20 protein-coding genes, 1 tRNA gene and 2 pseudogenes are annotated in these 23,350 nt (G+C 33.9%); 7 read left to right on the forward strand and 16 right to left on the reverse strand.

Annotation, left to right across the window (positions count from 1 at the left end):
- Positions 1 to 879 precede the first annotated feature (879 nt).
- Positions 880 to 1,335, forward strand: a complete 456-nt coding sequence (locus Ana3638_RS26960; protein ID WP_246241201.1) for a flagellin — start codon at positions 880 to 882, stop codon at positions 1,333 to 1,335.
- A gap of 86 nt (positions 1,336 to 1,421) precedes the next feature.
- Here Ana3638_RS26960 and Ana3638_RS25450 read toward each other — a convergent pair.
- From Ana3638_RS25450 to Ana3638_RS21175, 8 genes and pseudogenes are all read right to left on the reverse strand, one after another.
- A pseudogene (locus Ana3638_RS25450) lies at positions 1,422 to 1,575 on the reverse strand (transposase); the annotation flags it as partial.
- Between the two features lie 121 nt (positions 1,576 to 1,696).
- Positions 1,697 to 2,461 (reverse strand): HAD-IIB family hydrolase, encoded by a 765-nt coding sequence (locus Ana3638_RS21145; RefSeq protein WP_161839805.1) that lies wholly within the window; start codon positions 2,459 to 2,461, stop codon positions 1,697 to 1,699.
- A 456-nt stretch (positions 2,462 to 2,917) separates the two neighbouring features.
- A complete protein-coding gene (locus tag Ana3638_RS21150) occupies positions 2,918 to 4,453 on the reverse strand; it encodes a M3 family metallopeptidase (RefSeq protein WP_161839806.1) in 1,536 nt (511 codons plus the stop codon).
- A gap of 250 nt (positions 4,454 to 4,703) precedes the next feature.
- Complete coding sequence (locus tag Ana3638_RS21155; RefSeq protein ID WP_161839807.1) at positions 4,704 to 5,048, reverse strand: hypothetical protein; 345 nt, start codon at positions 5,046 to 5,048, stop codon at positions 4,704 to 4,706.
- Positions 5,049 to 5,394: 346 nt separating this feature from the next.
- The gene (locus Ana3638_RS21160) at positions 5,395 to 6,231 is read right to left on the reverse strand and encodes an MBL fold metallo-hydrolase (protein ID WP_161839808.1); all 837 of its coding nucleotides are present in this window, start codon (positions 6,229 to 6,231) and stop codon (positions 5,395 to 5,397) included.
- 607 nt (positions 6,232 to 6,838) lie between these two features.
- Positions 6,839 to 7,297 (reverse strand): GNAT family N-acetyltransferase, encoded by a 459-nt coding sequence (locus Ana3638_RS21165; RefSeq protein WP_161839809.1) that lies wholly within the window; start codon positions 7,295 to 7,297, stop codon positions 6,839 to 6,841.
- A gap of 83 nt (positions 7,298 to 7,380) precedes the next feature.
- Positions 7,381 to 7,755 carry a VOC family protein gene (locus tag Ana3638_RS21170; protein WP_161839810.1) on the reverse strand — a complete coding sequence of 125 codons (375 nt, stop codon included), beginning with the start codon at positions 7,753 to 7,755 and terminating at the stop codon, positions 7,381 to 7,383.
- 601 nt (positions 7,756 to 8,356) lie between these two features.
- The gene (locus Ana3638_RS21175; protein ID WP_161839811.1) at positions 8,357 to 9,985 is read right to left on the reverse strand and encodes a putative polysaccharide biosynthesis protein; all 1,629 of its coding nucleotides are present in this window, start codon (positions 9,983 to 9,985) and stop codon (positions 8,357 to 8,359) included.
- Between the two features lie 1,018 nt (positions 9,986 to 11,003).
- Between Ana3638_RS21175 and Ana3638_RS21180 the strand changes: the two genes are divergently transcribed.
- A complete protein-coding gene (locus tag Ana3638_RS21180) occupies positions 11,004 to 11,207 on the forward strand; it encodes a hypothetical protein (protein WP_161839812.1) in 204 nt (67 codons plus the stop codon).
- A 20-nt stretch (positions 11,208 to 11,227) separates the two neighbouring features.
- Positions 11,228 to 11,824: pseudogene (locus tag Ana3638_RS21185) on the forward strand (tyrosine-type recombinase/integrase); the annotation flags it as partial.
- 231 nt (positions 11,825 to 12,055) lie between these two features.
- Here Ana3638_RS21185 and Ana3638_RS21190 read toward each other — a convergent pair.
- The 3 genes from Ana3638_RS21190 to Ana3638_RS21200 all read right to left on the reverse strand — a co-directional run bounded on the left by Ana3638_RS21190 (position 12,056) and on the right by Ana3638_RS21200 (position 13,927).
- A tRNA-Gly gene (locus Ana3638_RS21190) sits at positions 12,056 to 12,127 on the reverse strand.
- A gap of 117 nt (positions 12,128 to 12,244) precedes the next feature.
- Positions 12,245 to 13,012 (reverse strand): nitroreductase family protein, encoded by a 768-nt coding sequence (locus Ana3638_RS21195; protein ID WP_161839813.1) that lies wholly within the window; start codon positions 13,010 to 13,012, stop codon positions 12,245 to 12,247.
- A 51-nt stretch (positions 13,013 to 13,063) separates the two neighbouring features.
- A complete protein-coding gene (locus Ana3638_RS21200; protein WP_161839814.1) occupies positions 13,064 to 13,927 on the reverse strand; it encodes an AraC family transcriptional regulator in 864 nt (287 codons plus the stop codon).
- A gap of 346 nt (positions 13,928 to 14,273) precedes the next feature.
- Here Ana3638_RS21200 and Ana3638_RS26585 point away from each other — a divergent pair, with 346 nt between their 5' ends.
- From Ana3638_RS26585 to Ana3638_RS21210, 3 genes are read left to right on the forward strand one after another with little or no spacing between them, the layout of a single operon-like run.
- Complete coding sequence (locus Ana3638_RS26585) at positions 14,274 to 14,441, forward strand: hypothetical protein (RefSeq protein ID WP_330587702.1); 168 nt, start codon at positions 14,274 to 14,276, stop codon at positions 14,439 to 14,441.
- Positions 14,442 to 14,449: 8 nt separating this feature from the next.
- Positions 14,450 to 16,036: an ABC transporter ATP-binding protein gene (locus Ana3638_RS21205; protein WP_330587704.1), complete on the forward strand. Its 1,587-nt coding sequence runs from the start codon at positions 14,450 to 14,452 to the stop codon at positions 16,034 to 16,036.
- Positions 16,029 to 17,825: an ABC transporter ATP-binding protein gene (locus tag Ana3638_RS21210; protein ID WP_161839815.1), complete on the forward strand. Its 1,797-nt coding sequence runs from the start codon at positions 16,029 to 16,031 to the stop codon at positions 17,823 to 17,825. The genes Ana3638_RS21205 and Ana3638_RS21210 overlap by 8 nt, the downstream gene beginning before the upstream one ends.
- 163 nt (positions 17,826 to 17,988) lie before the next feature.
- Here Ana3638_RS21210 and Ana3638_RS21215 read toward each other — a convergent pair whose 3' ends face one another.
- The 3 genes from Ana3638_RS21215 to Ana3638_RS21225 are packed head-to-tail and all read right to left on the reverse strand — an operon-like array spanning position 17,989 to position 19,670.
- On the reverse strand, positions 17,989 to 18,615 hold the full coding sequence (locus tag Ana3638_RS21215; RefSeq protein WP_161839816.1) for a DUF4825 domain-containing protein: 627 nt from the start codon (positions 18,613 to 18,615) through the stop codon (positions 17,989 to 17,991).
- Positions 18,602 to 19,330 carry a permease prefix domain 1-containing protein gene (locus tag Ana3638_RS21220; protein ID WP_161839817.1) on the reverse strand — a complete coding sequence of 243 codons (729 nt, stop codon included), beginning with the start codon at positions 19,328 to 19,330 and terminating at the stop codon, positions 18,602 to 18,604. The genes Ana3638_RS21215 and Ana3638_RS21220 overlap by 14 nt, the downstream gene beginning before the upstream one ends.
- Positions 19,323 to 19,670, reverse strand: a complete 348-nt coding sequence (locus tag Ana3638_RS21225) for a PadR family transcriptional regulator (RefSeq protein ID WP_161839818.1) — start codon at positions 19,668 to 19,670, stop codon at positions 19,323 to 19,325. Before Ana3638_RS21225 ends, Ana3638_RS21220 begins: the two co-directional genes overlap by 8 nt.
- Positions 19,671 to 20,441: 771 nt before the next feature.
- Between Ana3638_RS21225 and rsgA the strand changes: the two genes are divergently transcribed.
- Entirely contained in the window at positions 20,442 to 21,515 is a 1,074-nt protein-coding gene (rsgA, locus tag Ana3638_RS21230) for a ribosome small subunit-dependent GTPase A (protein ID WP_161839819.1), read from the forward strand.
- Positions 21,516 to 21,829: 314 nt separating this feature from the next.
- Here rsgA and Ana3638_RS21235 read toward each other — a convergent pair whose 3' ends face one another.
- Positions 21,830 to 22,360: an ABC-2 transporter permease gene (locus tag Ana3638_RS21235; RefSeq protein WP_330588054.1), complete on the reverse strand. Its 531-nt coding sequence runs from the start codon at positions 22,358 to 22,360 to the stop codon at positions 21,830 to 21,832.
- Positions 22,361 to 22,469: 109 nt separating this feature from the next.
- On the reverse strand, positions 22,470 to 23,327 hold the full coding sequence (locus tag Ana3638_RS21240; RefSeq protein ID WP_161839821.1) for an ABC transporter ATP-binding protein: 858 nt from the start codon (positions 23,325 to 23,327) through the stop codon (positions 22,470 to 22,472).
- Positions 23,328 to 23,350: the final 23 nt, after the last annotated feature.

Below are 23,350 nucleotides of genomic sequence, written 5' to 3' on the forward strand. Positions count from 1 at the left end.
ACCGGAACAGATACTACAGGCACAATTACCATTGCATTGGCTAATGCTACTGCTTCTAAAAATTCAGCAGATGCAATTCAAACTGCACTTAGAAGTATGGCAGATCCAGGACTGGCAACAGATGGAGTCAATGTAAGTAAAATCAGCGTAACAGGTAATGCCGGATGGATAGAGGGTACAACAGGTGCTTCCATTAATACATCCTGGTCAACGATGACCGGAGGTGTAAAAGCGCAGCAGGGTGTTTATGAATTCAATTTAACCACTATGATGAGGGCTGGTGAAACGTTGACGATTGGCGGCGAAACCTTTACTGCTGTTGAAAGTGATGCAGATGCCAGCAAAGGGGAATTTAATGTTGGAACCGATATTGCTTCTCAATTAAACAATATCCAGAATGCATTTAACAACAATGCCGTATTAAAGAAATACGATGTGACAATTGATGGCTCTAAAGTCACTCTTACCGAACAGGCTGCATCTGGTAAAAATCTGGCTGCAAAGGGTGTTATCGTATCTGCCAATGATACAATGGGCTCCTACTCCGTAGATGTTGCTAATCTGCTAACTGACGGAGCAAGCATCACAATTGATGGTGAACAGATTGCGGTTTCATCCAAAAATGAACACGTAGGTTATGATAATGGTACTGCATTTAAAGAAGCAAAAACAATTGCAGAGCAGACACAAATACTAAAAGATGCTATTAATAAAAATAAAGTATTAAGTGAGAAATATACAGCATCTGTAGGCGATGATGGTAAGCTCGTACTTACACAGAAAAATGCTTCTGCAGAGGGGCCAGAAGTAAGCACAACCTCAAGCACAAAAGGTAATTTTGAATTAAAACTGCAAATTGGTGCAAATGCCGGCCAGTCCATGACAATCGAGATTGGAGACAACCGCGCGTTAGCTCTTGGTATATCGGGAGACGGATCTAGTACTACTATAAAAGCAAGTGATGGAAATGTTGCAAGCTATACTACAGTTACAAATGTAAATAATGGCTCTGATAATGAAAATATAGAATTCGCATTGGATATCTCCTCTTCTGAAAAAGCAAGTGCAGCTACATCCGTGATTGATGATGCATTGAACAATATTTCGAAACAGAGAGCTGTTTTAGGAGCAGCACAGAACCGTTTAGAGCACACAATATCCAATTTGGATAATACAAGTGAGAATTTATCATCGGCTGAATCTGCTATTCGTGATACGGATATGGCAAAAGAAATGGTATCTTACTCTAAGGATAATATCTTATCCCAGGCTGCACAATCTATGCTGGCACAGGCTAATCAATCCAATCAGGGAATATTATCACTCCTTAAGTAATCTCTAATGCTATCTTAACGAAAGGCTTATGACAGGTCTTACTACATACAACTTTGAAAACCCTTGGTCCTAGAAAGCCGAGGGTTTTCTACTTCCTTATAACTGCATAACTGTTTTATGATATCTCGTATACTTTTTTTGTTGATTATAAATGATTTTTCGTCTATACTTATATATTAAGACGATGTGGTATCTATACATCCATTTTGTATGTGCCATATCGTTGCTTTTGTTAGCCATGAAATCACCTTTCCTCTCATTATGATAGCAGCCTGAACAACTCTATTATAAACGGAAAGGTGATTTTTTGTATAACGATAAAAGCGCTTTTCCTGTTTGAAGAAGCGCTCATGTAATTCATTTATATATATTCCCCGATAAGTCCGGCGATGCTGTCAAAGGATTTTCTCGCCTTGGTAATGACTTCGGGTCTTCCGGAATTAACACTGAATCCATTGAATTCCAGAATCATGTCCAAATCATTGAAATTATCTCCGATAACCAACACATTCTCTTTCGGAACTTGCTTTAAATGCATGTATCGAAGCAATCCCGTAGCTTTATTAACTCCTACCGGAACTATATCAATACAAACACCATTTTGGAACGCGGTTACATTGTCTCCAAATAGTTCATTGATTTGCTGTGTGCATTTATTTGCCTGCTCCTCTTTCTCATACTGGGTACTTAGCTGCGTAAAATACGTAATCTCATTTAAATCATCTATTAAAATTTGAGTGAATTCAGGACCTGATTTACGATCCATATTTTTACTAATCCAATAACCGGCTTCCCTATTAATCTCTATTCGACCGATAGCTGCATGAAAACCTCCGGATTCCAAAATTAATGAAACTAGCGAAGGGAGCACCACACCGTCTGCAGTTTTCTGTTCAACCGGCTTAGCCTCATTTTCATAAATTAAACCACCGTTGTTACATATAAGAAAATCAAAATCCACCTGATGGCGTTCTAGTTCTGCCTTAATACCGCAGTAGCCACGTCCGGTATTAACTCCAAAAAGATTACCGGCTTTCCGCCATGCTGCAATTGCAGCCTTGTCCTTGCCCGATACCGTACCATGCTGTGTTAAAGTACCGTCAAAATCACTTGATAAAATATACATATTTTCACCTCGGTGATATTCTATCATATCTTTTTTGAAAAAGATAGTTTGGGATTTAAAAAAGACACAGGTAAATAATTTTTCCGATTCATTTCTTATACTTTAATAGAGATTCTACTAATATTAAATTAACAGCTTGTAAACCAGAATCGTACCTATATGAATAAAGCTTTATAACCGGATGAGTAAGTCAGAGGATATTGTACCATCCTGCACATGATTTTGAGCAAAAAAATTCGCTAACCGATGGTTTATAAGGATTAGCGATACTTTTTCATTAAGTGCGAGACGGGATTTGAACAATTTCCCGCACACACAGTTACTGATAAATAAGGTTTGCGTCTTCTGCTAGTTATATGCTCACATGGTTGCACACATGAGATGTGTCTTTTTTAAATTTATAAATGAGTAAGCAAATTCAAACTACGCTCATAATCATATGCGAATAATTTTGTATTACATGAGTGAGAATAATTCGTCGAGAACTGGCTTACATATTTTCGTAACGATGTCTTGTGAAAATGGATTTGATAAATTGCCAACCTTTAGAAGATTTAAATAATTCTTACTTCCCCCAGTTTTACATAAGTTAGCATAGTCTTTCCATGCCTGGTTCCAGTTGTGTTTTGAACGTTCGTAAAATTCGAAAACACTCACTTGTGCAACGTTATATTCAATATAGTAAAAGGGATGCGTGAAAAGATGTGATTGATTCGGCCAGTACGTTCCTTGCTTAATTGATTCTAAATCATTCGTTCTCCAAGGCATATATTTATTTTCAATTTCTGCCCATAGCTCGCAACGCTGAGTTCGTGATAGATTAATGTCATCGTAGATAGCATGTTCAAACTCGTCTATTGCACATCTGTAAGGAAGGTTATCAAATGAATGAAATAAATGATTACGGATATAAATATTCTTTTGATTACCTAATAACCTATCTAAATAAGGATATGCAAAGTGTTCCATCGTTTTTGAATGTATCTCATTAACAGAGGTCGTTGCACGATGATATTCATATAATTTTTGACTACGAGCGGCTGTATAAAATGCATATCCATGACCTAATTCATGGATAAGAGAATTTACCTCCAAACCATTACCATGGAAACTACCGATAATGAAAGGTAACTTTATATATGGAAGCATACAACAGCAAAAGTAATTTTGACGCTTATTTGGTCTGTCTGCAATATCGAATAATTCATGCTCAAATATATAGTTCATGTAATATCCGCTTTCCGTAGAAAGGTCAGAAAACATATCTTTTATTACAGTTATTAATTCATTGGTATCCTTAATAATAGTGTCTGGATATTTTATCGTATTTGATTTTCTTAATTCATTACATGCAGGTGTAATCAATTTGTGTAATTGCGAACGAAATGAGGCAATCTCTTTTTCTCCATAATCAAAACGCCCGTGTATTTTGTACGCCATCTCAATATAGTTTTTATACTCCAAGGTTCTTGCAATTTCAGTTCGAACTTTAATTAATTTATTTAAAATGTCATAGATTTTATCGGAAAATCCTTCTGTTCTTTGCTTGGCAGAAAGTAAGCTCATATATTCCGACCTAAGTTGAGATTCCTCAGCTTGCAATGAAACGGTTTGTGTATTCGAAAGCATAACATTATTACTAAGATGATTTACGATCTTGTCACCAAACTCTAAACGGAAATGATCTATATATGATGAATTCAAAAGCAATTTGTCACATTCATTTTGCAATACGACTATCTGTGGGTCTTCTATATTCTGTATACGTACTTCTTCTTTATAAAACTCGTCTGACATACCACATAAATATCGTATAAATGCAATTTCTTCTATATACTCAAGATATTGCATAACCTCTTTCATAGAGAGCCATGATTGGCGAATATCCTCATAGGACGTAGCGTTTAATATCTTATACCTATATTTTAACAAATTTTCTTTTACTTGTTTATAGTCAGGTCTAGTATAACTGAATTCACTAAATTTGTTCATAAATGTATTCCTCTCATTTTTCACAATTTATTCCATTGTATATTTTCTCTTATATTATGTCATTTGATTGAGATAAGTAGAACTACCCATTATATAAAGATGTGCTTATCTTATTCATGATAACGGTTACCCGAATATTATTTCTTCGAGTATTGTTTCAATTCTATAAATCATTTGTAATTCGGGAAAAAGGAGAAGTAAAATAACTATGTAAATTGGAATTAAAGATTATTCTGTTATGTCTACTTATTTATTTCTTTTTTATTAAATATCCGAAATTGTGGTCACCCACAAAATCGTTCCACACCTGAGGAATATCATTTTTAAAATAAGATTTATATATAATTGTCCAATTGTATTTGTTGCAGATTTCAAGAATTGATTTTTCATTCACCTTTGGGTCTTCAAGGTAATCAATAATTATTATGTATCTACTATTAATATTGCATACTTTATCAAGAAGAACTTCATATGAATTTCCGAATTTTGTCGCCTCCCCCAATAGCAAATGAGCAATTATTAAGTCATATTCCTTATTAACAATGTCTAAACATATATCTCTCTCGATAACATTAATTTGTTGATTCTTTAACATTATTTCATTGATTGAATTCAGCTTTCTTAAATCTCCAGGGTAAATTACAGCATCAATAGTTGCTTTTGGAAAGTTTTAAATAATAGTTGCTAAACTCGTACGTCCACTGCCAGCATCTAGGATAATATTGATATCGTTTTCTCTTAGAAACTCCAAATAGTTATCAAGAATTATCTTATGACCTTTTTCCATATACACCTCACTAATTCTAAATAATTTCAGCACCAAATTCTTTTATAATCTACAAATGAAATTAATATTCAGTTACTTAACTATTATATCAACGGGTTTCATTTATTACAATATTTTCCATTAATATTTTTTGCAGCTATTTCAATCAAATTATTTAAAACTCTAATTTTAAACCGTCATATGCAATATGATATTTATTCACATTAGAAGTTATCTCCATGTTATCATGTGTGTCATTTCCTTCATGTGAAATGTGGGTAGCATAAACATAAGATTTTTCATTAATAATCTTTCTATCTCTCATTTCATTAATAATTTGAATGACCTGTCCGCTATCTAAATGTCCTCCTTGATTATAACCTCTTCCATAGGTTTGGTCCAAAACTACTAAATCAAGTTTATAATTTTGAATAATGTTCCATGCCTTTCTTGATAAATTTAACAAATCAGTACCATAAAACATATATTTTCCGTTCTGACCGATAATATATACTAAAGCTTCCACTCGTTTATCATGTTCTGAATCTACTGCTATTATTTCGTAATCATTTACTACTTTTATATCTCCACTTTTTAAATAATTCATATCTTTTTTCCAACTGGTATCATGTATATCAAAAGATGGTTCATTTTCTTTTATCCAATGATTCATATCGCTACATGTACCGGAAGAACAAATAATATCAAGATGCGTTAGGTTTTTAGTTGCATATTCGCTCCATCTTGTTATAAAGTGTCCACCATCGAAATGGTCTGAATGAGAATGTGTCTGCAGTAAATATTTAACTTTGCTCAAATCAATATCATATATTTCCGCCTGACTACATAAATCTGGCCCTAAATCAATCAGCATCTCATTATTTATAATGGCTGATGCCCTTTTTCTTATATCCTTACCCTTCTTTCTTCGAGCCTGTTGACATAACTCGCAATTACAAAACACTAACGGTACTGATGTGGCAGCCGCAGTGCCAAGAAATTGAAATTCCATTCGTTATCCTCACCAACTTCCGACAAATTTCTTTTAATTATATAATATCATATAATTTGAAAATTTAAATATAGAATTTCAATACTGTACACTTATTACTTAGAATGTATAAATGTATTATCTACACTTTCAAAAGAAGTGTAGAGAGAAGATAAAGAAAGTATATTCATCAAAGTATAAAAGTATTGCGGATAAAACATAAATGAAAATTAGCTTCAGAGAAGATGGAATCAAAATAACGAAGCTCCATGCTAATCATGGCTTCTTCGTTGTTTTGATGAGCAGATGACGCAAAAACGTCGGCAAGACCCCTCGGAGAACGAACTGGGCAGTTATGGAACAGCAAAAGGCCATTAACTATGCATTGAAAATGGAAAAGAAAAGAATCTTAACATCATGATGAAGCTCTGAAAAAAGGCGCCAAAGAGTATAAAATAGTAGTTCACATACGGTGCACATATCAACGCAACAAAAAATCCCTTAAAAATCAAGGGATTTCGTAAGTGGGACGGGATTCGAATTCTATCCCCTCGAAAAAATACTGATAGAAAGGGACTTTCCGGCACATCCGTATTAAACGTACTCAAGAGGGTACTCAGGTATATGATTAGGAGCGAAATTCAATGGAGTAGACAATTTCATTCGAATCTTTATATCTATATTCACCTATACTTTTTAGTCTGCCTTTGTGTTCATTAGCTGTGCGCTCGAATAAATTGTAACTTGCCTTATTGTCGCAATTTATGGTTAACTCTAATTTATTAAATCCTTTAAGTTTTGCCTCATCAATAATCTGGTTAACTAATATTGTTGCTACCTTTTTGCCCCGATAGTTTTCATCTACTACAATTTGCCAAATAAAATAACTTTGTTTATCTATTGATGGGAGTGCACATATAAACCCAATAATCTTATTATCTGCAGATACCACATAATTGCTTGAAGGAAAATACTCCTCCATTATCCAATAAACATAGTCATGATGAGGAAGAACATATGGCTTTCCGTTGCCGAGTAATTCAATTACTGCCGGGATATTATCTTTTTTCAATCTCATTACTTCCATCTGCATCTTCTCCTTATGAATAATATTATTATGAAAGTTAATTAAGCAAATATTTTGTAATCGGTATTAATCTGCTAAACAACTCAAGTCAATTTTAGAGTATACTCTACAATAACCACCTCATTGCCATCTGGGTCATTTACCCGCAACTCATATGTACCCCATTCATATTTTTTGGGAAGCGCAAGAATAAGACCCTTGTCTTTTAATTTCACTATTGTATCGTCGAGATTATCACATACAAATACAAATGAATTAGGCCCGGTGCTTGGAAGATTACACCATATGCAATCCCAGATACATATCAAAGGAGCATCTTCTATAAACCCCAAATAAACACCATTATAATCATCTACATCAGTCTTAATAATGGGGATTTCTAGTGTTTTATTATAGAATAGAGTCAACTCTTTTGAATTCCTTGTAAATATATTTGTACAAATAAAACCATTTATCATGTTACTATTCTCCCTTAACATTACGATAATCACACTTCTAATTTCACCTGTTCAATATTAATTCATTATAACATTAAAATTAAAAATATACCAACATATTCCAATAACGGTTGCACATCACATTTATGAATGGATAAACGGTTATTGGAATTTTTTTATATATCGAACAAGTGATTCAATCATATTCTTAGCATCAAAGACGAAAGGAGAAACAAATTGAGGCATAGAAACAAAAATAACAAACAGAAATTTTAAAATCATAACAAACAAAAATGCCATCTTATTTTAAAGTGAGGCATTTTTATGAAAAAACTTTTGCAAGAATATTTTAACTGCGGTACAAGGAAGTCGGATGAGGTGGAAAAAGTGACGTACTCATGGGTACTCAAAACTCCAGAAATGAAAAATCACAGAGGCCTTTTAAAATAAGGACTTCTGACGAAGTTAGTTAAGCGCGAGACGGGATTCGAACCATAATCCTATCCTACAGATACTGAAAAGAAAGGGGTTCCATCCACTTCTGATTTATGTGCACATAATAGTGCACATATTTTTTTGGGGAAAATGAACTAGTTTTTATCGTTTTATAATTTCCTATTCATCACAATAATTTCAGCTTTTTTGCGAATCCAACTATCATTTTTCCATTTGGTAGAATAATAAGTTCACTTTCGTTTATACCACCAAACTTTATGACTATTATGCCATAAAGAGGAATTGCAATAATTATGGCTAAAAAAATCGAAATCGTATTACTTTTACATAAAACATAGAATAATATATATGATAATCTTGCTATCATCCCCATTATAGCTGAAGCGGCAAAGGGTATAAGAATATTATTCCTTATATTCAATCTGTATCCTAATTTTTTCCGTATGAAAAATCCATTAAGAACACACATAAGGAATGAATATACGATAGCTGCTATAGTAAGTGCATATATATTCCAATCGGTAAATAATAATATTACAACAAGTACAGTTGTCTGTATTACTAGTGAAATCAAGGCATTTATAACAGGGAGATTTACTTTATTTATGCCTTGGAGAACGGCATTGGTTACTGTTGATAGCGAATAAAAAATAACAGTAATACTAAGAAAGCGAAGTATTTCGGACGCTTGCATTAATGTATCTTTTTGTGGAAATAAGATTTGAACTATTGGTCTTGAGAGAACGGCAAGTCCAACAGCCGATGGTATAGAAATTAGCATTGTAGTTCGAATAGCCATATCGATTTTACGATTCGTATCTTTTATATTACTAAGAGAATAAGTTCCTGAAATACTCGGTAGTATTGAAGCTGCTATGGCAGATGCAAGAGCTATTGGGATGTTGGTAATAACAACGGCTTCACCTGAAAAAATACCATATTGAGAGGCAACTATCTTTTCTTCAAAACCTTTTAAATAAATAAGTAATTTTGTGTAAATTGTTTGATTTAAAGTGGTACTTAAATTGTAAATAAATGTGCTCAATATAATGGGGGTTATTGTAAAAAAAATTCTCCTTAACACTACAACATATGGTTCTGTCTGATTATCAATATCCCTTTGAATCCGTTTTTGAATGAAACCTTTATTCAAAAGATATATTATCAGCATAAATAAAAGAGCAATCAGTACACCCGCTCCGGTTCCAATTGCACTGCCAATTGCACCGTATATTGCTTGAGTAGTGGGGGTTGACTGTTTAACTGCTTCTATAAAAAAATATGCAGCCAATATGCTGACAACAGCATTGAAAATTTGCTCAAGAATCTGAGATAAGGAAGTCTGATGCATGGTTCTATGTGCCTGAAAATATCCTCTAAATACACCTAAAAGGCCCGATAGAAAAATAGTAGGAGCAAAAACTTGAAGAACAATAACTGAGTTATTTTCTACTAAAAAACTGGCGCAAAAATAAGTAAAAAAACTAGCTAGACCACCTACTATAAAAACATATACAATGGCACAATGGAAAAGTTTTTGAGCATTCTTGTATTCTTTTAGTATTAATTTTTTTGCCATTTCTTTCGAAAGCGCCGATGGAATACTATAAGAAGAAATTAGAAGAATAATTGCATAAATATTATAGGAAATACTATAATAACCAAGACCTTCTGTACCAAGTAGTTCAGTTAATGGACGTCTATATAATATTCCAATAATTCTACATATAATACCAGCTAAAGCCAGAATACCTGCCTGCTTTATAAAATTATTTTTTCTGCTTTGTTTTGACATAAATATTAACCTACTCTCATGGTTAAATAACCATTGATTTGATTATAAGGATAAACTGCATTCTAAGAGATGCAATAAATGAAGATAGCATTGTTTACCAATTCAAACAATTATAACATAAGAGATATTGATAATAAACTAAAATTTCCATATAAGATAAGTACACAATCAGAATAAGTGTACCTTATACTACACTTCTTTAAAAGGTGTATGCTTTCTTTCTGTCATAAATAAACATTGCCTGTAAAGAGGTAATCAAATAAGTTTGATATACACTTATTGAAGCATAAAAGCTTTGCCCAAAGCGCTATGACAGTGAAAATACTACCGCCAGAGAAGGTGGAATCGAAACAACGAAGCTCCATGCTATGCATGGATCCTTCGTTGTTTTGATGTGAGGATGATGCAAAAGCGTCGCGTACCCCTCGGAGAGCGAGCAGGGCAGTTGCAGTTTACTGCTCTAGTGAGTTAATACAGATAATCTGAAATAAAAGAATTAAAAATCATTTCCTAAAAAATCGTAAAAAAATACTACTTTTTAAATTGGGCTGTTATTTTTATTGATGTACCTAATTAACAAATTATAAAGGAGGAAATATTTATGGCAAATGTTTGTATTTTAAGACACCAGGGTCATAAAATCCATGATGCATTATCAACATAATTTCAGGACACTGAAAAACTACGGGAACAAAAATATTGATACATCACTTACGCATCTTAACACCTGTATAGTGAATAATCTGAAAGATGGAGAAACTTATCTTACTGCTTTCAATCGCATGTATGAAAGAGGGGAATTTAAAGGGCAGTTAAAAGTGCAAGGTGCAGTGGATAAGCAAACAAAGTTCATAGATGAATTTTTGATTTACCCACCATATGAGAAAATAACGGAAATGAGTCTTGAGGACCAAGAAGTATTTTTCAAAAAAGAATTGCAGACACTCAAAAAGTACTTCCCACATATGATTAAGACCATTCCATCATTCATGTACCGATTTCAAAGCTGACAACCAAGATGCTGAATGATTTCTTTAATGCTACCATTACCAAATTTAATTTCTCTACCAGAGAATACAACAACATGAAAAGCATAATGATTGCTTTAATGCGGATTGCTATCGATGAAGAGATAATTGTAGAGAATCCAATGAATGGAATCTATACCAAAGCAAAGTTCCGGCAGTCAGAAAGAAAAGTGATGGTTCGAAGCTATATCTAAATGATGAATTTGATGCTTTAGATACACATTCTGAAGAGGAAAGTACGATTGAAGCATTATGCATTCAGCTTATGTTCCAGCTTGGTGTTCGTATCGAAGAGAGTGTAGCGCTTAAATTCTCTGATATCGAATACGGAAAAATAGCAATTCAAAGGATGGAAGAAAAGGTGCTTGTCTTTGATGGAAAGAGTTTTAAGAGCGCCGGTGTCCAGATAGTGGAGCATCTGAAAAAGGAAAATGATTCGGAGTACCGCTTTATTCTTCTTACTGACGTAGCAAAGGAAATCATAAGAAAAGCTAAATTACTTAATCCCGATGGTGAGTTTATCTTTGAAAGAAATGGTGAGCGACTAACTGCAAGAGCAGTAACCTATTGGCTTAGTAAATATTGCAGAGATGCAGGAGTTACATACAAAAGTCCTCATTGTACAAGAAGGACTACTGCAAGCCGATTGAGTAATGAAGGATTGCCATTAGATATGATACGGGATATTCTTGGACAAGTCGATGAAAAAACCACCCTCGGCTATATTTACAATCCCAATACGGAACAAGAGAACTTAGATATTATGAATAAGGCTCTGAATAGTAGCAATAAAAAGAACAAGAAAAACTAGTGCACATACGATGTACATATCGACGCAATAAAAAATCCCTTGAAAATCAAGGGATTTCGTAAGCGCGAGACGGGATTCGAACCCGCGACTCCCCGCAGCGGCATTGCTCTGCAAAGCCGCCGGAGAATGCTTGCGCATTCTCCCTAAGTCTATTCTCGTATGAGTTCGATTCTTATCTGGTATTTGAATATAAAAAAGGACTCTTCTAACGAAGAATCCTTTTTTATATTAAGCGCGAGACGGGATTCGAACCCGCGACCCTCGCCTTGGCAAGGCGATACTCCACCACTGAGCCACTCGCGCATATCATGTGCTTTTCTTGTTTTGTGTTTCCCTCAAGCACATGACATAGTATAATATAATATGAACTGTTTGTCAATACTTTTTTAATTATTTATTTAATATATTTTTTTCATAAAATTAACACACTTTAATACTAATAACATAATCATTTTTCTTAAAAGCAATACTGCTGATATTATCCAGGTGAATAACCTTAACGTCCACCCACAACTCTTCTGCCGTTACCAGAAGATGTGCAAGACATATACCGATGTCAATTAATTTGACTTCATTTAAGACACCGGTTAAAAATATATTCTTTTTACAGAATATATGAATCCGGTTATCATAAACCACTAGTCTCCAAGGCTGGCTGTTCATACTGGATGGAGACAGCCGCGCTGCCTGAATCATCGTTTTAATATTCCGGTTTACTTCGCTCTTAAAGATTGCGATATCATCCATCGGTAAGCGTTTCGCTTTATCGGAGGAACGGTAAACCTCGTTCTCCGCTTTACCAAAAGCTAAAGTAATGATATATTCCAGTTTAGAACCATCCTGTTTCATTTTCTTAGGTTTTAGCATACCTAAATAACAGGAGCCAATCCCTTTTGCAGTCATATATAGGGAAATCTGCTGCATCAGATAACCTGCATTCATCTGGTAACCGGATATATTTTCAGAATATATGGCAAGATAATGGGGCGCTCTATGAGTAAGTGTACCGTTAAAATACTTATAAATATCGGTCTGATCCATTAATCTATATTCAACATTAATACCCTCAAATAACTTAAGTGTACTTTCTGCGAAATTCATAATATTATCCAGTAAAGTTTGATCCAGGGGTTCCATCTTGTATCTTCTTACTGTTTTTCTAACAAATATTGCTTCATATAAATTCATAAATGACTCCAATTCCACGCTTAAATATCTTTAAACTACATCTGTTTTGGATCAGGCATGCTTTTCCAAAGCAATCTTCTTGTAATAAAGGGGCGATATACCATAGTACTTCTTAAATAACTTACTAAAATGGTAAACATCGTCATATCCGACACTATTAGCTATACTCTTAATACTGCCGCCTTCTGATGTAAGTAATATATCTCTCGCTTTTTCCAACCTTATTTTTATTAAATAATTAATTGGTGACTCTCCTGTTTCTTCTTTGAAAATCTTAGAAATATACACTGGGCTCAGATACATATTATGTGCAATTTGATCTAAAGATATCTTATTTTCATAATTTTCATTTAAATAATTGATTATCTTTTTCACAGCATAACTTTTATTATAGGACTCAAAATTACAGCCTTTTTGATTATTATCCTGGGCTTCTGTTATATCTCGAATCATTAATAACAAGATCTGTATTAAATGCGCTTTTAACATAAAATATTTGCCCACCTGGCAGGATTCATTTTCAGCCAGCATTTCAAAACAATGCCTTGAAATTTCCTGTTTAATCTCGGAAGTTGTATGGAGTATATATCCTCCGTCTCTTAAAATAATGGAATTTGGGGGCATATTTTTGAAATGAAAATCTGTAAAACCTGCAAAAAATTCTACGGTAGGTTCTTTGGGATTAACCAGAATATTTTGATGTTTTACTCCAGGATTGCATATAATTACATCTCCTGCTTCCACATCATATACATTCCCCTCTAATAAATACTTCCCCTTACCTGATAATATATAAGTTAATTCAGTAAAATCATGATCATGATACACAGATTCCGTTATCATCTTCTGTTTACTGGCAAAAAATATGGTTGGATTCAAGTCATTATAGGTTATATCAAATTGATGCTGGCACATACGATACCCTCCTCATCTTTGCTAGCAAGAATTATACCTACGGCAATTAGTCTGTTACCAGCTAACAGGCTTGGTATTCGTTGCTTTAAAACTACATTTTATTATAACACCTTTTTTCCAAATGAAAAACACATTTTTTGTACTATTTTATCTTTTTTTTACTTTGGCTTATCTTAATAATAATAAATTTTATCAGCTAAAAAAGATGTTAAATATTTAACGAAAACTTTCGCTATTATAATATTCGACATGTTTTAAATAACAAAGTACATTTTAAAAATTATTTATAATAATATAATGGAACAGAATCTATAGAAACAGAAGAAAAGGGGAGGACACTTTATTTATGACAGCTATCCAATGGTTTTTTTCATTTTTGAAAAAATACCGGCTTAACTTAATCATTGCACTTGTTCTAGTTACCATATCATCCGGCCTTACCATTATTAACCCATATATTTCAGGTATTATTGTGGATGATGTAATCAAGGGGGACATAAGGAGTTACTATTAAATTTAGTATTGCTTCTCATTGTTACTACATTAGTAAGATCGATTATTCGATATACATATTTATATATGTTTGAGACTACTTCACAGAAAATGCTCTATACCATGCGTGATTATGTATATCGCCGCTTCCTGGAAGAAGATTTTACCTTTTATAACAAAAATCGTACCGGTGATTTAATGTCCAGGCAAACCGGTGATATGGATGCAATCCGCCACTTCGTGGCATTTGTAATCTATTCTATCTATGAAAATACTTTGCTGCTATGTTTTGCATTGATTATGATTTTTACGGTTGATTTCCGCCTGGCTTTATGTATGATTGCGGTAATGCCCATTACCGTGTTAATTACTTCAAAACAATTAAAAGCGATTAAACCGGCTTTTCATAACATTCGTAAGCATTTTTCCAGCCTTAACACAGCTGTTCAGGAAAATGTCAGCGGCAACCGGGTTGTTAAAGCATTTGCAAAAGAAGATTTTGAGATAGAGAAATTTAACAAGGAAAATGACGGATACCGGGATGCGGAACTGAAAGCTGCTGCCATCTGGCGTAAATATGTTCCCGTATTCGAATTTTTGTCCAGTTTCTTAACTTTTATTCTTTACTTAGCCGGCGGTATCATGGTAGTAAAAGGATACATATCTCTTGGTAAACTGGTTACGGTAAGCGGTTATTTATGGATGCTAAACAACCCTCTGAGAATGGCCGGCTGGCTTGCCAACGACTATCAAAGGTTTGTAACATCTGTTGAAAAAATATACGCTACCATTAAGGAAGAACCCGTTATAAAAACTCCGAGAAATGCGATTGGTAACAAACGCTTAAAAGGAGAAATTGAATTTAAACATGTTAATTACCGGGCCGAAGATGATGTTATCTTAACAGATATTAATTTTAAAATATTACCAGGACAGACGGTAGGTATCATCGGAGCAACCGGCTCGGGTAAATCCACCCTGATGAATCTATTATGCCGTTTTTACGATGTAACAAACGGTGAAATTACCATTGACCGTATTAATGTAAAAGATATGGATTTATATAGTCTGCGCAGTAATATCGGTATGGCTATGCAGGATGTATTTTTATTTTCAGATACCATCGAGGGTAATATCGCTTATGGGAATCCTAATTGTACCTTTGAAGAAGTGAAGGAAGCTGCCAGAATTGCTGATGCAGATGCATTTATACAAAATATGCCCGATGGGTATGACACCATTGTAGGGGAACGTGGTATGGGGTTATCCGGCGGTCAAAAGCAAAGAATCTCCCTTGCAAGAGCCCTGCTTAAGAATCCATCCATTGTAATACTGGATGATACGACGTCGGCAGTCGATATGGAAACCGAAGCTCATATTCAAAGTGAATTAGCCTCTCTTTCCAATCGGACCGTATTTATTATAGCCCACCGTATTTCTTCTATTAAAGATGCGGATGTCATATTGGTACTTGATAACGGTAAAATTGTAGAATCCGGTAATCATGACAGCCTCATCGCTAAGAAAGGTTATTATCATACCGTATTTAACCATCAATACGGAGAATTTGATAAATACTTAAAAACAAAGCAAAAAGGAGGAAAATACAATGGCTAGAAATAAATATGATATTGATGAAACGCTCCAGTCCGAATTCAGCTTTGAACAGTTAAAGCGGCTTTATTCCTATATTAAGCCCCATAGAAAAGATATGATATTTACGATTATCCTCATGGTGATATCCAGTGCTCTCAGTATGTTTACCCCAAGAATTTTAATGACCATTATGGATGATTACATCCCAAATAAAAATATAAGAGGAATCGTAACAATCAGTTTACTCCTGCTGCTGTTTAACTTAATTATCGTAGTATTCTTACGTATGAAGATTCATATAACCACAAGATTAGGCCAGAACATCATTCATCAGATCCGAAGCGATATTTTTAATCATTTGCAGGAACTGCCCTTTTCCTATTATGATGACAGACCCCACGGTAAAATACAGGTACGTGTCGTTAACTATGTTAACAGCTTAAGTGATTTGCTTTCCAACGGTATCGTAAATACCATAACAGATTTATTCAGCCTTTTCTTTATCGTTGCATTTATGCTGTCCATTAATATCCGTCTCTCCTTAATATGTTTATTGGGATTGCCGGTACTTATGGCATTGATTTTTATTATCAAGAAGAAGCAGAGGGTTGCCTGGCAGATTTCCAGCAATAAGTCCTCCAACTTAAATGCTTACATAGCCGAAAGTATTAACGGTATCCGTGTTACCCAGAGTTTTGTAAGGGAACAGGAAAATATCAAAATATTTAACAGCTTAAGTAATAACTACAGTAAAGCCTGGATGAATGCAGTTAGATTAAATTTCCTTTTATGGCCGGCTATCGACAATATATCTACCTTAACGACCGCCGCCGTATATACCCTGGGTGTTGCCTGGATTGATAATCAGATACCCGGAATAACCATTGGTGTATTAATTGCATTTACCGGATATATAGGAAGATTCTGGGCACCGATTAATACTCTCGCCAGCTTTTATAATTCCTTATTAACTGCAATTTCCTATCTTGAGAGAATCATGGAAACCATTGATGAACCGGTTCTGGTTAAAGATATGGAGGGAGCTGCGGCAATGCCTCCGATCAAAGGTACGGTAGAATTTAAAGATGTGTGTTTTAGTTATGAAGACGGCATCCGTATCTTAAATAAGGTTAGTTTTAAGGCAAATCAGGGCGAATCCTTTGCAATCGTAGGTCCCACCGGTGCGGGCAAAACGACCATCATCAATCTGATCAGCCGTTTTTATAACCTGGATTCCGGTGAGATCTTAATTGATGGAATTGACATCAGCAAAGCAACCATTAAATCCCTTCGTAAACAGATGGGCGTCATGCTCCAGGACAGTTTTATTTTCTCCGGAACGATTATGGATAATATCCGTTACGGTAATATGGAAGCCACGGATGAACAGGTAATGACTGCTGCCAAAACCGTATGTGCCCACGATTTTATTATGGGACTGGAAAATGGATACTACACCGAAGTAAATGAGCGAGGCAGCCGCTTATCAGCCGGACAAAGACAGTTAATTTCCTTTGCCAGAGCCTTGCTTGCAGATCCTAAGATTTTAATTCTGGATGAAGCGACCTCCAGTATTGATACGGAAACAGAAATCCTGTTACAGGAGGGCTTAAGTAAACTCTTAGTGGGAAGAACCTCCTTTATTATAGCCCACAGGCTTTCCACGATAAAAAACTCTTCCTGTATTCTCTATGTAGACGGTGGAAGTATTCAGGAAATGGGTAACCATGAAGAATTAATGAAATTAAAAGGGAATTATCATGATTTATTTGTTTCCCAATATGAATTTTTAAATGAGAGTACTAAATAATTCACTTACCTAGTTTAATATTTTTTGCCCTATAGGCAAAGTTCAGCTCTGAAATTGTATTGCATGGTATATTAATGCAATGATGGTGTTTCGTAAATTACCTGATTATAACTCATAATAGGAAGTATTTCTCCTTCCCCTATTATGAGTTATAAAAATACAATCAGGGAACCTCAAAAGCCTTTTCCATACTACTACTTACCAACTCCGGATCATTTAAATTATCCTGAACCAGTTTCCTCCAATTCTCTTCTGTCAATAAATCCGATAACTTCACGGAATATAAATCTTCAATCATATTCCGTGTTACACTGTAGTTGATATCGGAAAAGTTATAATTTATCTTTTTCAGATTATCTATCAGTGCAAATGCAGCGGTAGAATTATAAAGTAAGTCTTTAAAAACTTCATATTGATAAATATCATCCTGTTTGCTATCATCCTCCCCTGCCTGTACTCCTTGCATCTCTATACTTTTTTTACCTGCTAAAAGCAGATCGTCTTTATAATTAATCTCTAAGGTCAGTTCATCCGATAATAGATGGAATGTCCTATCAACTGCCATTGGAAGATTATTATATAAATTGATAATATTGGGGGCATCTCCCATATAAGGACTTTTATAAGGCAGAATTCGGTTTAAATCATGGGTAGCTGCATTAAGTTGTGCCTTATTATATTCTTCCTCTTTTCTTGCATTATCAGGAATAATAATAAACCTTACAATGATATATAAAATAGCACCAATGATTAACAACACTGTAATAATCCGGTTCCTAATCTTCATCATAATCACCTGCTTTATGCTTAATTAAGATTCTATAAATATGGCTTACGGCAATTGGAATTAAAATTGTGATGAAAGGTATATAATACTGTATTGCCAGCATTGCAAGCTGGTAAGGTCCGGCTATTTTAATTGGTCTTAAAAACCATATATTGCTGGCAAAATTTATTCCGGTAATTAAAAGTATATTCACCAGGAAAAATATACCCCATAACAACCAGATTGCTTTTTTCCACTTCTGATAACTTTCTATTGGTTGAGAACTTATAATATCGTTATTCTTTAACTGCTTATTCTTAATGATATAACAAATTCCGGTAATGATAACAGCCAAAATTAACAGCGTATTAAGAAGTGAGTATCTATGAAAGATCATCACCGGTGTTGTTAGTATCCAGGCAATGATAAGATACATTAAAATTAATTGCAGCCTTGCTAATTTAAATCGGCTGGCATAAAATAATTTATTATCTTCCACTAACCCGTCAATACTGGTAATACTGTTCTTAACTTTTAATAATGCTTCTTTTTCACTCATTCCCTGATTGATATAATCCATCCATTTTGCTTCCAGATTACTTAATATCTCTTCTTTCAAATCAGCGGCTTTTCGGTTATTTTTATATTTCTTAAATAACTGATCCACGTAAATTTTAAGTTCTTTTACAGCATAATTATCTATCACATTTGTATGTTTCATGTTATTAAGGTCATTCATGCTCCTGCCCCCTTTGAATCAATTTATTGATTATTATCACAGCGGCATTCCAAGCCGTTACTGCGTCCTCATAGAAAGAAATACCGCTGTTTGTTATTTTATAATATTTACGCCTGCCGCCCTGGGTTTCATCTCCCCAATAACTGCTGATATAATTCAGTTTTTCAAGCCGTTTCAGACTGGTATAAAGGGAAGGTTCTTTTAACTCATATTCTCCATCGCTGTTTTTCGATATTGCTTTTATAATTTCATATCCGTAATTATCGCCATCTAATAATACCCGTAATATGATTGTATCAATATGACCGCGGATTAAATCACTGCTGATAAAGTCTCCCATTTGTTCACCTCCGAATTACATTTTATCAAATATTACTATGTATGTCAATGTACTATTTCACAAATTCTATTATGTCTTAAAAGTAGTTAAAAAAGCTGCAATAAAGTAATAATCCCCTTCTTTTGTTGAACAGTTTTTTCACACGAATAGGCTGACTGTTGATAAATAACTTATGGTTTTTAATAAATCACATAATAGACTTACTTTAATACTAATAATAAAAAAATAAATCTTGACAATAATAATAAATGTAATTAGAATGAAATATTATATGGTGTAATTTAGCATAAATATAATATGCTGATACACTTGGAGATTGAATCCTCAATTTCCCGAAAGGAGTTGTGTTTATTATGACTTTAGCTTATATGGTGGTTTATTCTTAAACTGAATATGAGCGGAGCATAAAGGGAGAATATGATGTTATGGTATATAACCTTACCTTTATATTTTCTTTCGACAAAATAAATAATATGTTTATTGGATTTCTTGATCCGGTAACTTCATCGGGTTTGTTACCCTTTATTTTGTTTGCTCTGCACTAAAACCTTTCGTGGAATGTATTTTAAAATATGAACTCTTATGTATAGTATCATTTTTGTGTTACTATCTTTTAGATTCATCATACTTTTTAATATAACAGGCACGCGAATTGGCGTGTTTTTTTTGTGCTTATTTTTATGTTTTAAGGACAGCCGCCTTATATAGCTACCTATTGTAACAAACAAAAATTCATTATTATTTTAAAAATTAATCTTGGAGGAATTATTAATGATAAACTTAACAGATTATGGTTATAACGATATTTACGAGAGACAAATTACAGAAGAAGAAAAAGGTGCCGGCTTGCAGCCTGCAAGAGTATTATCCGTGCAAAAAGAAACTTATCAGCTTATATCTTCAGCCGGAGAAAATAATGCAAAGCTAAAAGGGTCCATCTTTTATCAGGATTCCAAATACCAGACCTATCCTGCAGTAGGGGACTTTGTTTTAATCAAACCTAATCCAATTGGAGACGATGTTATTTATCGGGTTTTAGAAAGACGCACCAGTTTTTCCCGGTTAAATCCAACCTTAAGAAATAATGTGACCAGTGCCAGTGAACAGATTGTTGCAGCTAATTTTGACTACGTCTTTATTATGGCATCCCTAAATTATGACTTTAACGTAAGGAGAATTGAACGTTATCTTACCACAGCCTGGCAAAGCGGAGGTTCTCCGGTAATCCTGTTAACAAAAGCTGATCTATGTGAAGATTACAGTGATATGGTTGCTGAAATAGAGTCTGTTGCCCCAGGTATGGAAATACACGTAATCAGTACCTACACCGGATTAGGTATGGACGCCTTGAATAAATACATGAAACCTGCTGCTACCCTTGTATTTCTCGGTTCTTCCGGAATCGGTAAATCCTCTCTGGTAAACGCTCTGGCGGGTGAAGAACTGATGAAAGTAAACATTATCCGTGAGGATGACAGTAAGGGTCATCATACCACCACCTATCGCCAATTATTTAAACTGAATAACGGTGTCCTTATTATTGACACACCGGGAATGCGCGAACTGGGTATTTGGGCCGCAGATGAGGGGATCGGAGAAACCTTTTCCGATATTGAGGAATTAGCTTCCCAGTGTAAATTTAATGACTGCAGTCACACCAGGGAACCCGGTTGTGCGATAAAAGCAGCTCTGGAAGATGGTACCCTGACTCAGGAACGGTTTAAATCCTATATAAAATTAAGAAAAGAAGCACAGCATAGTGCAAATAAAGCCGCTTACCTGAAAGCGAAAACTCAGTTTTTTAAGAACGCTGCAAAAAACCAACACGCATCCAGAAAATATTAAGCATACAATAGGATTACCGTTTTCATTTTAGGGATTTTCCTTTTTATATGTTCAATAATTTAGATAATTACCGAACTATATAATTTTCTAAATATACCATACAGCTAATACGGATCCCTGCAGTGGTTTAAAGTCATATTATATAAACATGTATTAGTTGTATGGATTTATAGATACAAAAATGTCAATTAACAATTGGTTATTCGTTAGATTCTTTCTCTTTTTATTCTAATTTTAGAAATTTCTTTTAATATACCCTCATCAATTATTCTCATATATTGTAAAAGGAATTATTAAATATCCGATTTCTTTTATTAATCTGTAGCTTTGTTTTCATCTTTTTCCCACAATCTCTGAGAAGTGTAAAAGTAATAACCTGATAAAATTTGCTCCGCACAGATACTTAAAGCCAAAATAATTATACAAAATATTCCCCATCCCAAAACACCTTTTACTTTCAATATACTACTTACTATTTTATATCCACCCATTACAACAACCACGGATATCATATAGGCAACTATAGTATATAGTTCTAATTTCTCCGATGATTCTTCAATTAAGCAATTCACTATAATTAGAAATGTACCTGAACATATGGATATACTTATCCCCATTAAAACAACTTGTTCTACAATCGCGAACTTTCCACTTTCGATAAATAAGTAAGGTAACGAAAGAATGATTCCTAGTAGACTTCCTATTATGGTTAGTAATATTAATAATAAATACTTCGACATAATTACTGTGTTTTTTTTCAATGGCAAAACAGTAACATACTTATCAACTCTAAAAGATGTTATAATTAGAGTACTTAGTATCAAAACTGGAATAATGCCTATAATTACTTCTTTTTAGTCGCAAAACAAAAAACAAGCAAACATAACAAAATGACTCCATATGTTTTTAAAACTCCTCTTATATTATAAAAGTCTTTTAAAAGTAACCCTTTCATCATTTATCCTCCTTAGACAAAAGTAACATTATCTCATCGATTGTCGGTTCTTCATGTACCAATCCTTTTTCTTCACAATAATAACGTAAATCAGCTTTTGCCAAAGCTACTACTCCACTTTCAGATTTTTTACTCGCTATAACACCGTTCTTATCCAGTTCTTCATACTCTATGTTTTTACATCGAATAATGATATTATTGTACATCAGTAAATCTTTCTCTTCTGAAAAAACAATATGACCTTTATCTAAAAAAGTTATATAATCAGCTATTTTTTCCAAATCAGTTGTTATATGTGAAGACAGTAATATACTCCTCCTCTCATCCTGAACAAATTCCATAAATATCTTTAAAACTTCGTTTCGCATAATTGGATCCAGAGCACTTGTAATTTCATCTAAAATCAATAACCGTGCTCCATGTGACATAGCTACAGCTAAATTCAATTTAATTTTATTCCCTCTGGAAAGTTCTTTAATTTTTTTATTATTTGGAATATCTAATCTTTTTAGATAACTCCCGAAAGTATCACTATTCCAATTTATATATATTCCTTTAAAAACTTTGTTTATTTCCCAAGAATTTAATTCATCTGGTAAACAATTTTCATCATAAACAACACCAATATTTTCCTTTTCTCTTAAATCCAGTTTATTATGTTTCTCACCGAATAAATTAATATTTCCTGAATCTATTGGCTGAATATTTAAAATAGATGATATGATGGTAGTTTTACCGGCGCCATTAGCACCTATCAGCCCCATAATACTTCCTTGAGTTAAAGAAAAACTTATATTTTTTAATTCAAAAGTCTTAAATTTTTTTGTAATATTGTTGATTTCCAAAATATTTTCCATATCTCTACCTTTCACTAAAAAAC

The organism is Anaerocolumna sedimenticola (assembly GCF_009931695.1).
GTDB classification, from domain to species: Bacteria; Bacillota; Clostridia; order Lachnospirales; family Lachnospiraceae; genus Anaerocolumna; species Anaerocolumna sedimenticola.

Coding starts and splice junctions, on each gene's coding strand:
- Ana3638_RS26960 (WP_246241201.1), top strand. CDS start 880: ATGACAATCGAGATTGGAGACAACCGCGCGTTAGCTCTTGGTATATCG.
- Ana3638_RS21145 (WP_161839805.1), bottom strand. CDS start 2,461: ATGTATATTTTATCAAGTGATTTTGACGGTACTTTAACACAGCATGGT.
- Ana3638_RS21150 (WP_161839806.1), bottom strand. CDS start 4,453: ATGAACAAATTTAGTGAATTCAGTTATACTAGACCTGACTATAAACAA.
- Ana3638_RS21155 (WP_161839807.1), bottom strand. CDS start 5,048: ATGTTAAAGAATCAACAAATTAATGTTATCGAGAGAGATATATGTTTA.
- Ana3638_RS21160 (WP_161839808.1), bottom strand. CDS start 6,231: ATGGAATTTCAATTTCTTGGCACTGCGGCTGCCACATCAGTACCGTTA.
- Ana3638_RS21165 (WP_161839809.1), bottom strand. CDS start 7,297: ATGGAAGTAATGAGATTGAAAAAAGATAATATCCCGGCAGTAATTGAA.
- Ana3638_RS21170 (WP_161839810.1), bottom strand. CDS start 7,755: ATGATAAATGGTTTTATTTGTACAAATATATTTACAAGGAATTCAAAA.
- Ana3638_RS21175 (WP_161839811.1), bottom strand. CDS start 9,985: ATGTCAAAACAAAGCAGAAAAAATAATTTTATAAAGCAGGCAGGTATT.
- Ana3638_RS21180 (WP_161839812.1), top strand. CDS start 11,004: ATGCTGAATGATTTCTTTAATGCTACCATTACCAAATTTAATTTCTCT.
- Ana3638_RS21195 (WP_161839813.1), bottom strand. CDS start 13,012: ATGAATTTATATGAAGCAATATTTGTTAGAAAAACAGTAAGAAGATAC.
- Ana3638_RS21200 (WP_161839814.1), bottom strand. CDS start 13,927: ATGTGCCAGCATCAATTTGATATAACCTATAATGACTTGAATCCAACC.
- Ana3638_RS26585 (WP_330587702.1), top strand. CDS start 14,274: ATGACAGCTATCCAATGGTTTTTTTCATTTTTGAAAAAATACCGGCTT.
- Ana3638_RS21210 (WP_161839815.1), top strand. CDS start 16,029: ATGGCTAGAAATAAATATGATATTGATGAAACGCTCCAGTCCGAATTC.
- Ana3638_RS21215 (WP_161839816.1), bottom strand. CDS start 18,615: ATGATGAAGATTAGGAACCGGATTATTACAGTGTTGTTAATCATTGGT.
- Ana3638_RS21220 (WP_161839817.1), bottom strand. CDS start 19,330: ATGAATGACCTTAATAACATGAAACATACAAATGTGATAGATAATTAT.
- Ana3638_RS21225 (WP_161839818.1), bottom strand. CDS start 19,670: ATGGGAGACTTTATCAGCAGTGATTTAATCCGCGGTCATATTGATACA.
- rsgA (WP_161839819.1), top strand. CDS start 20,442: ATGATAAACTTAACAGATTATGGTTATAACGATATTTACGAGAGACAA.
- Ana3638_RS21240 (WP_161839821.1), bottom strand. CDS start 23,327: ATGGAAAATATTTTGGAAATCAACAATATTACAAAAAAATTTAAGACT.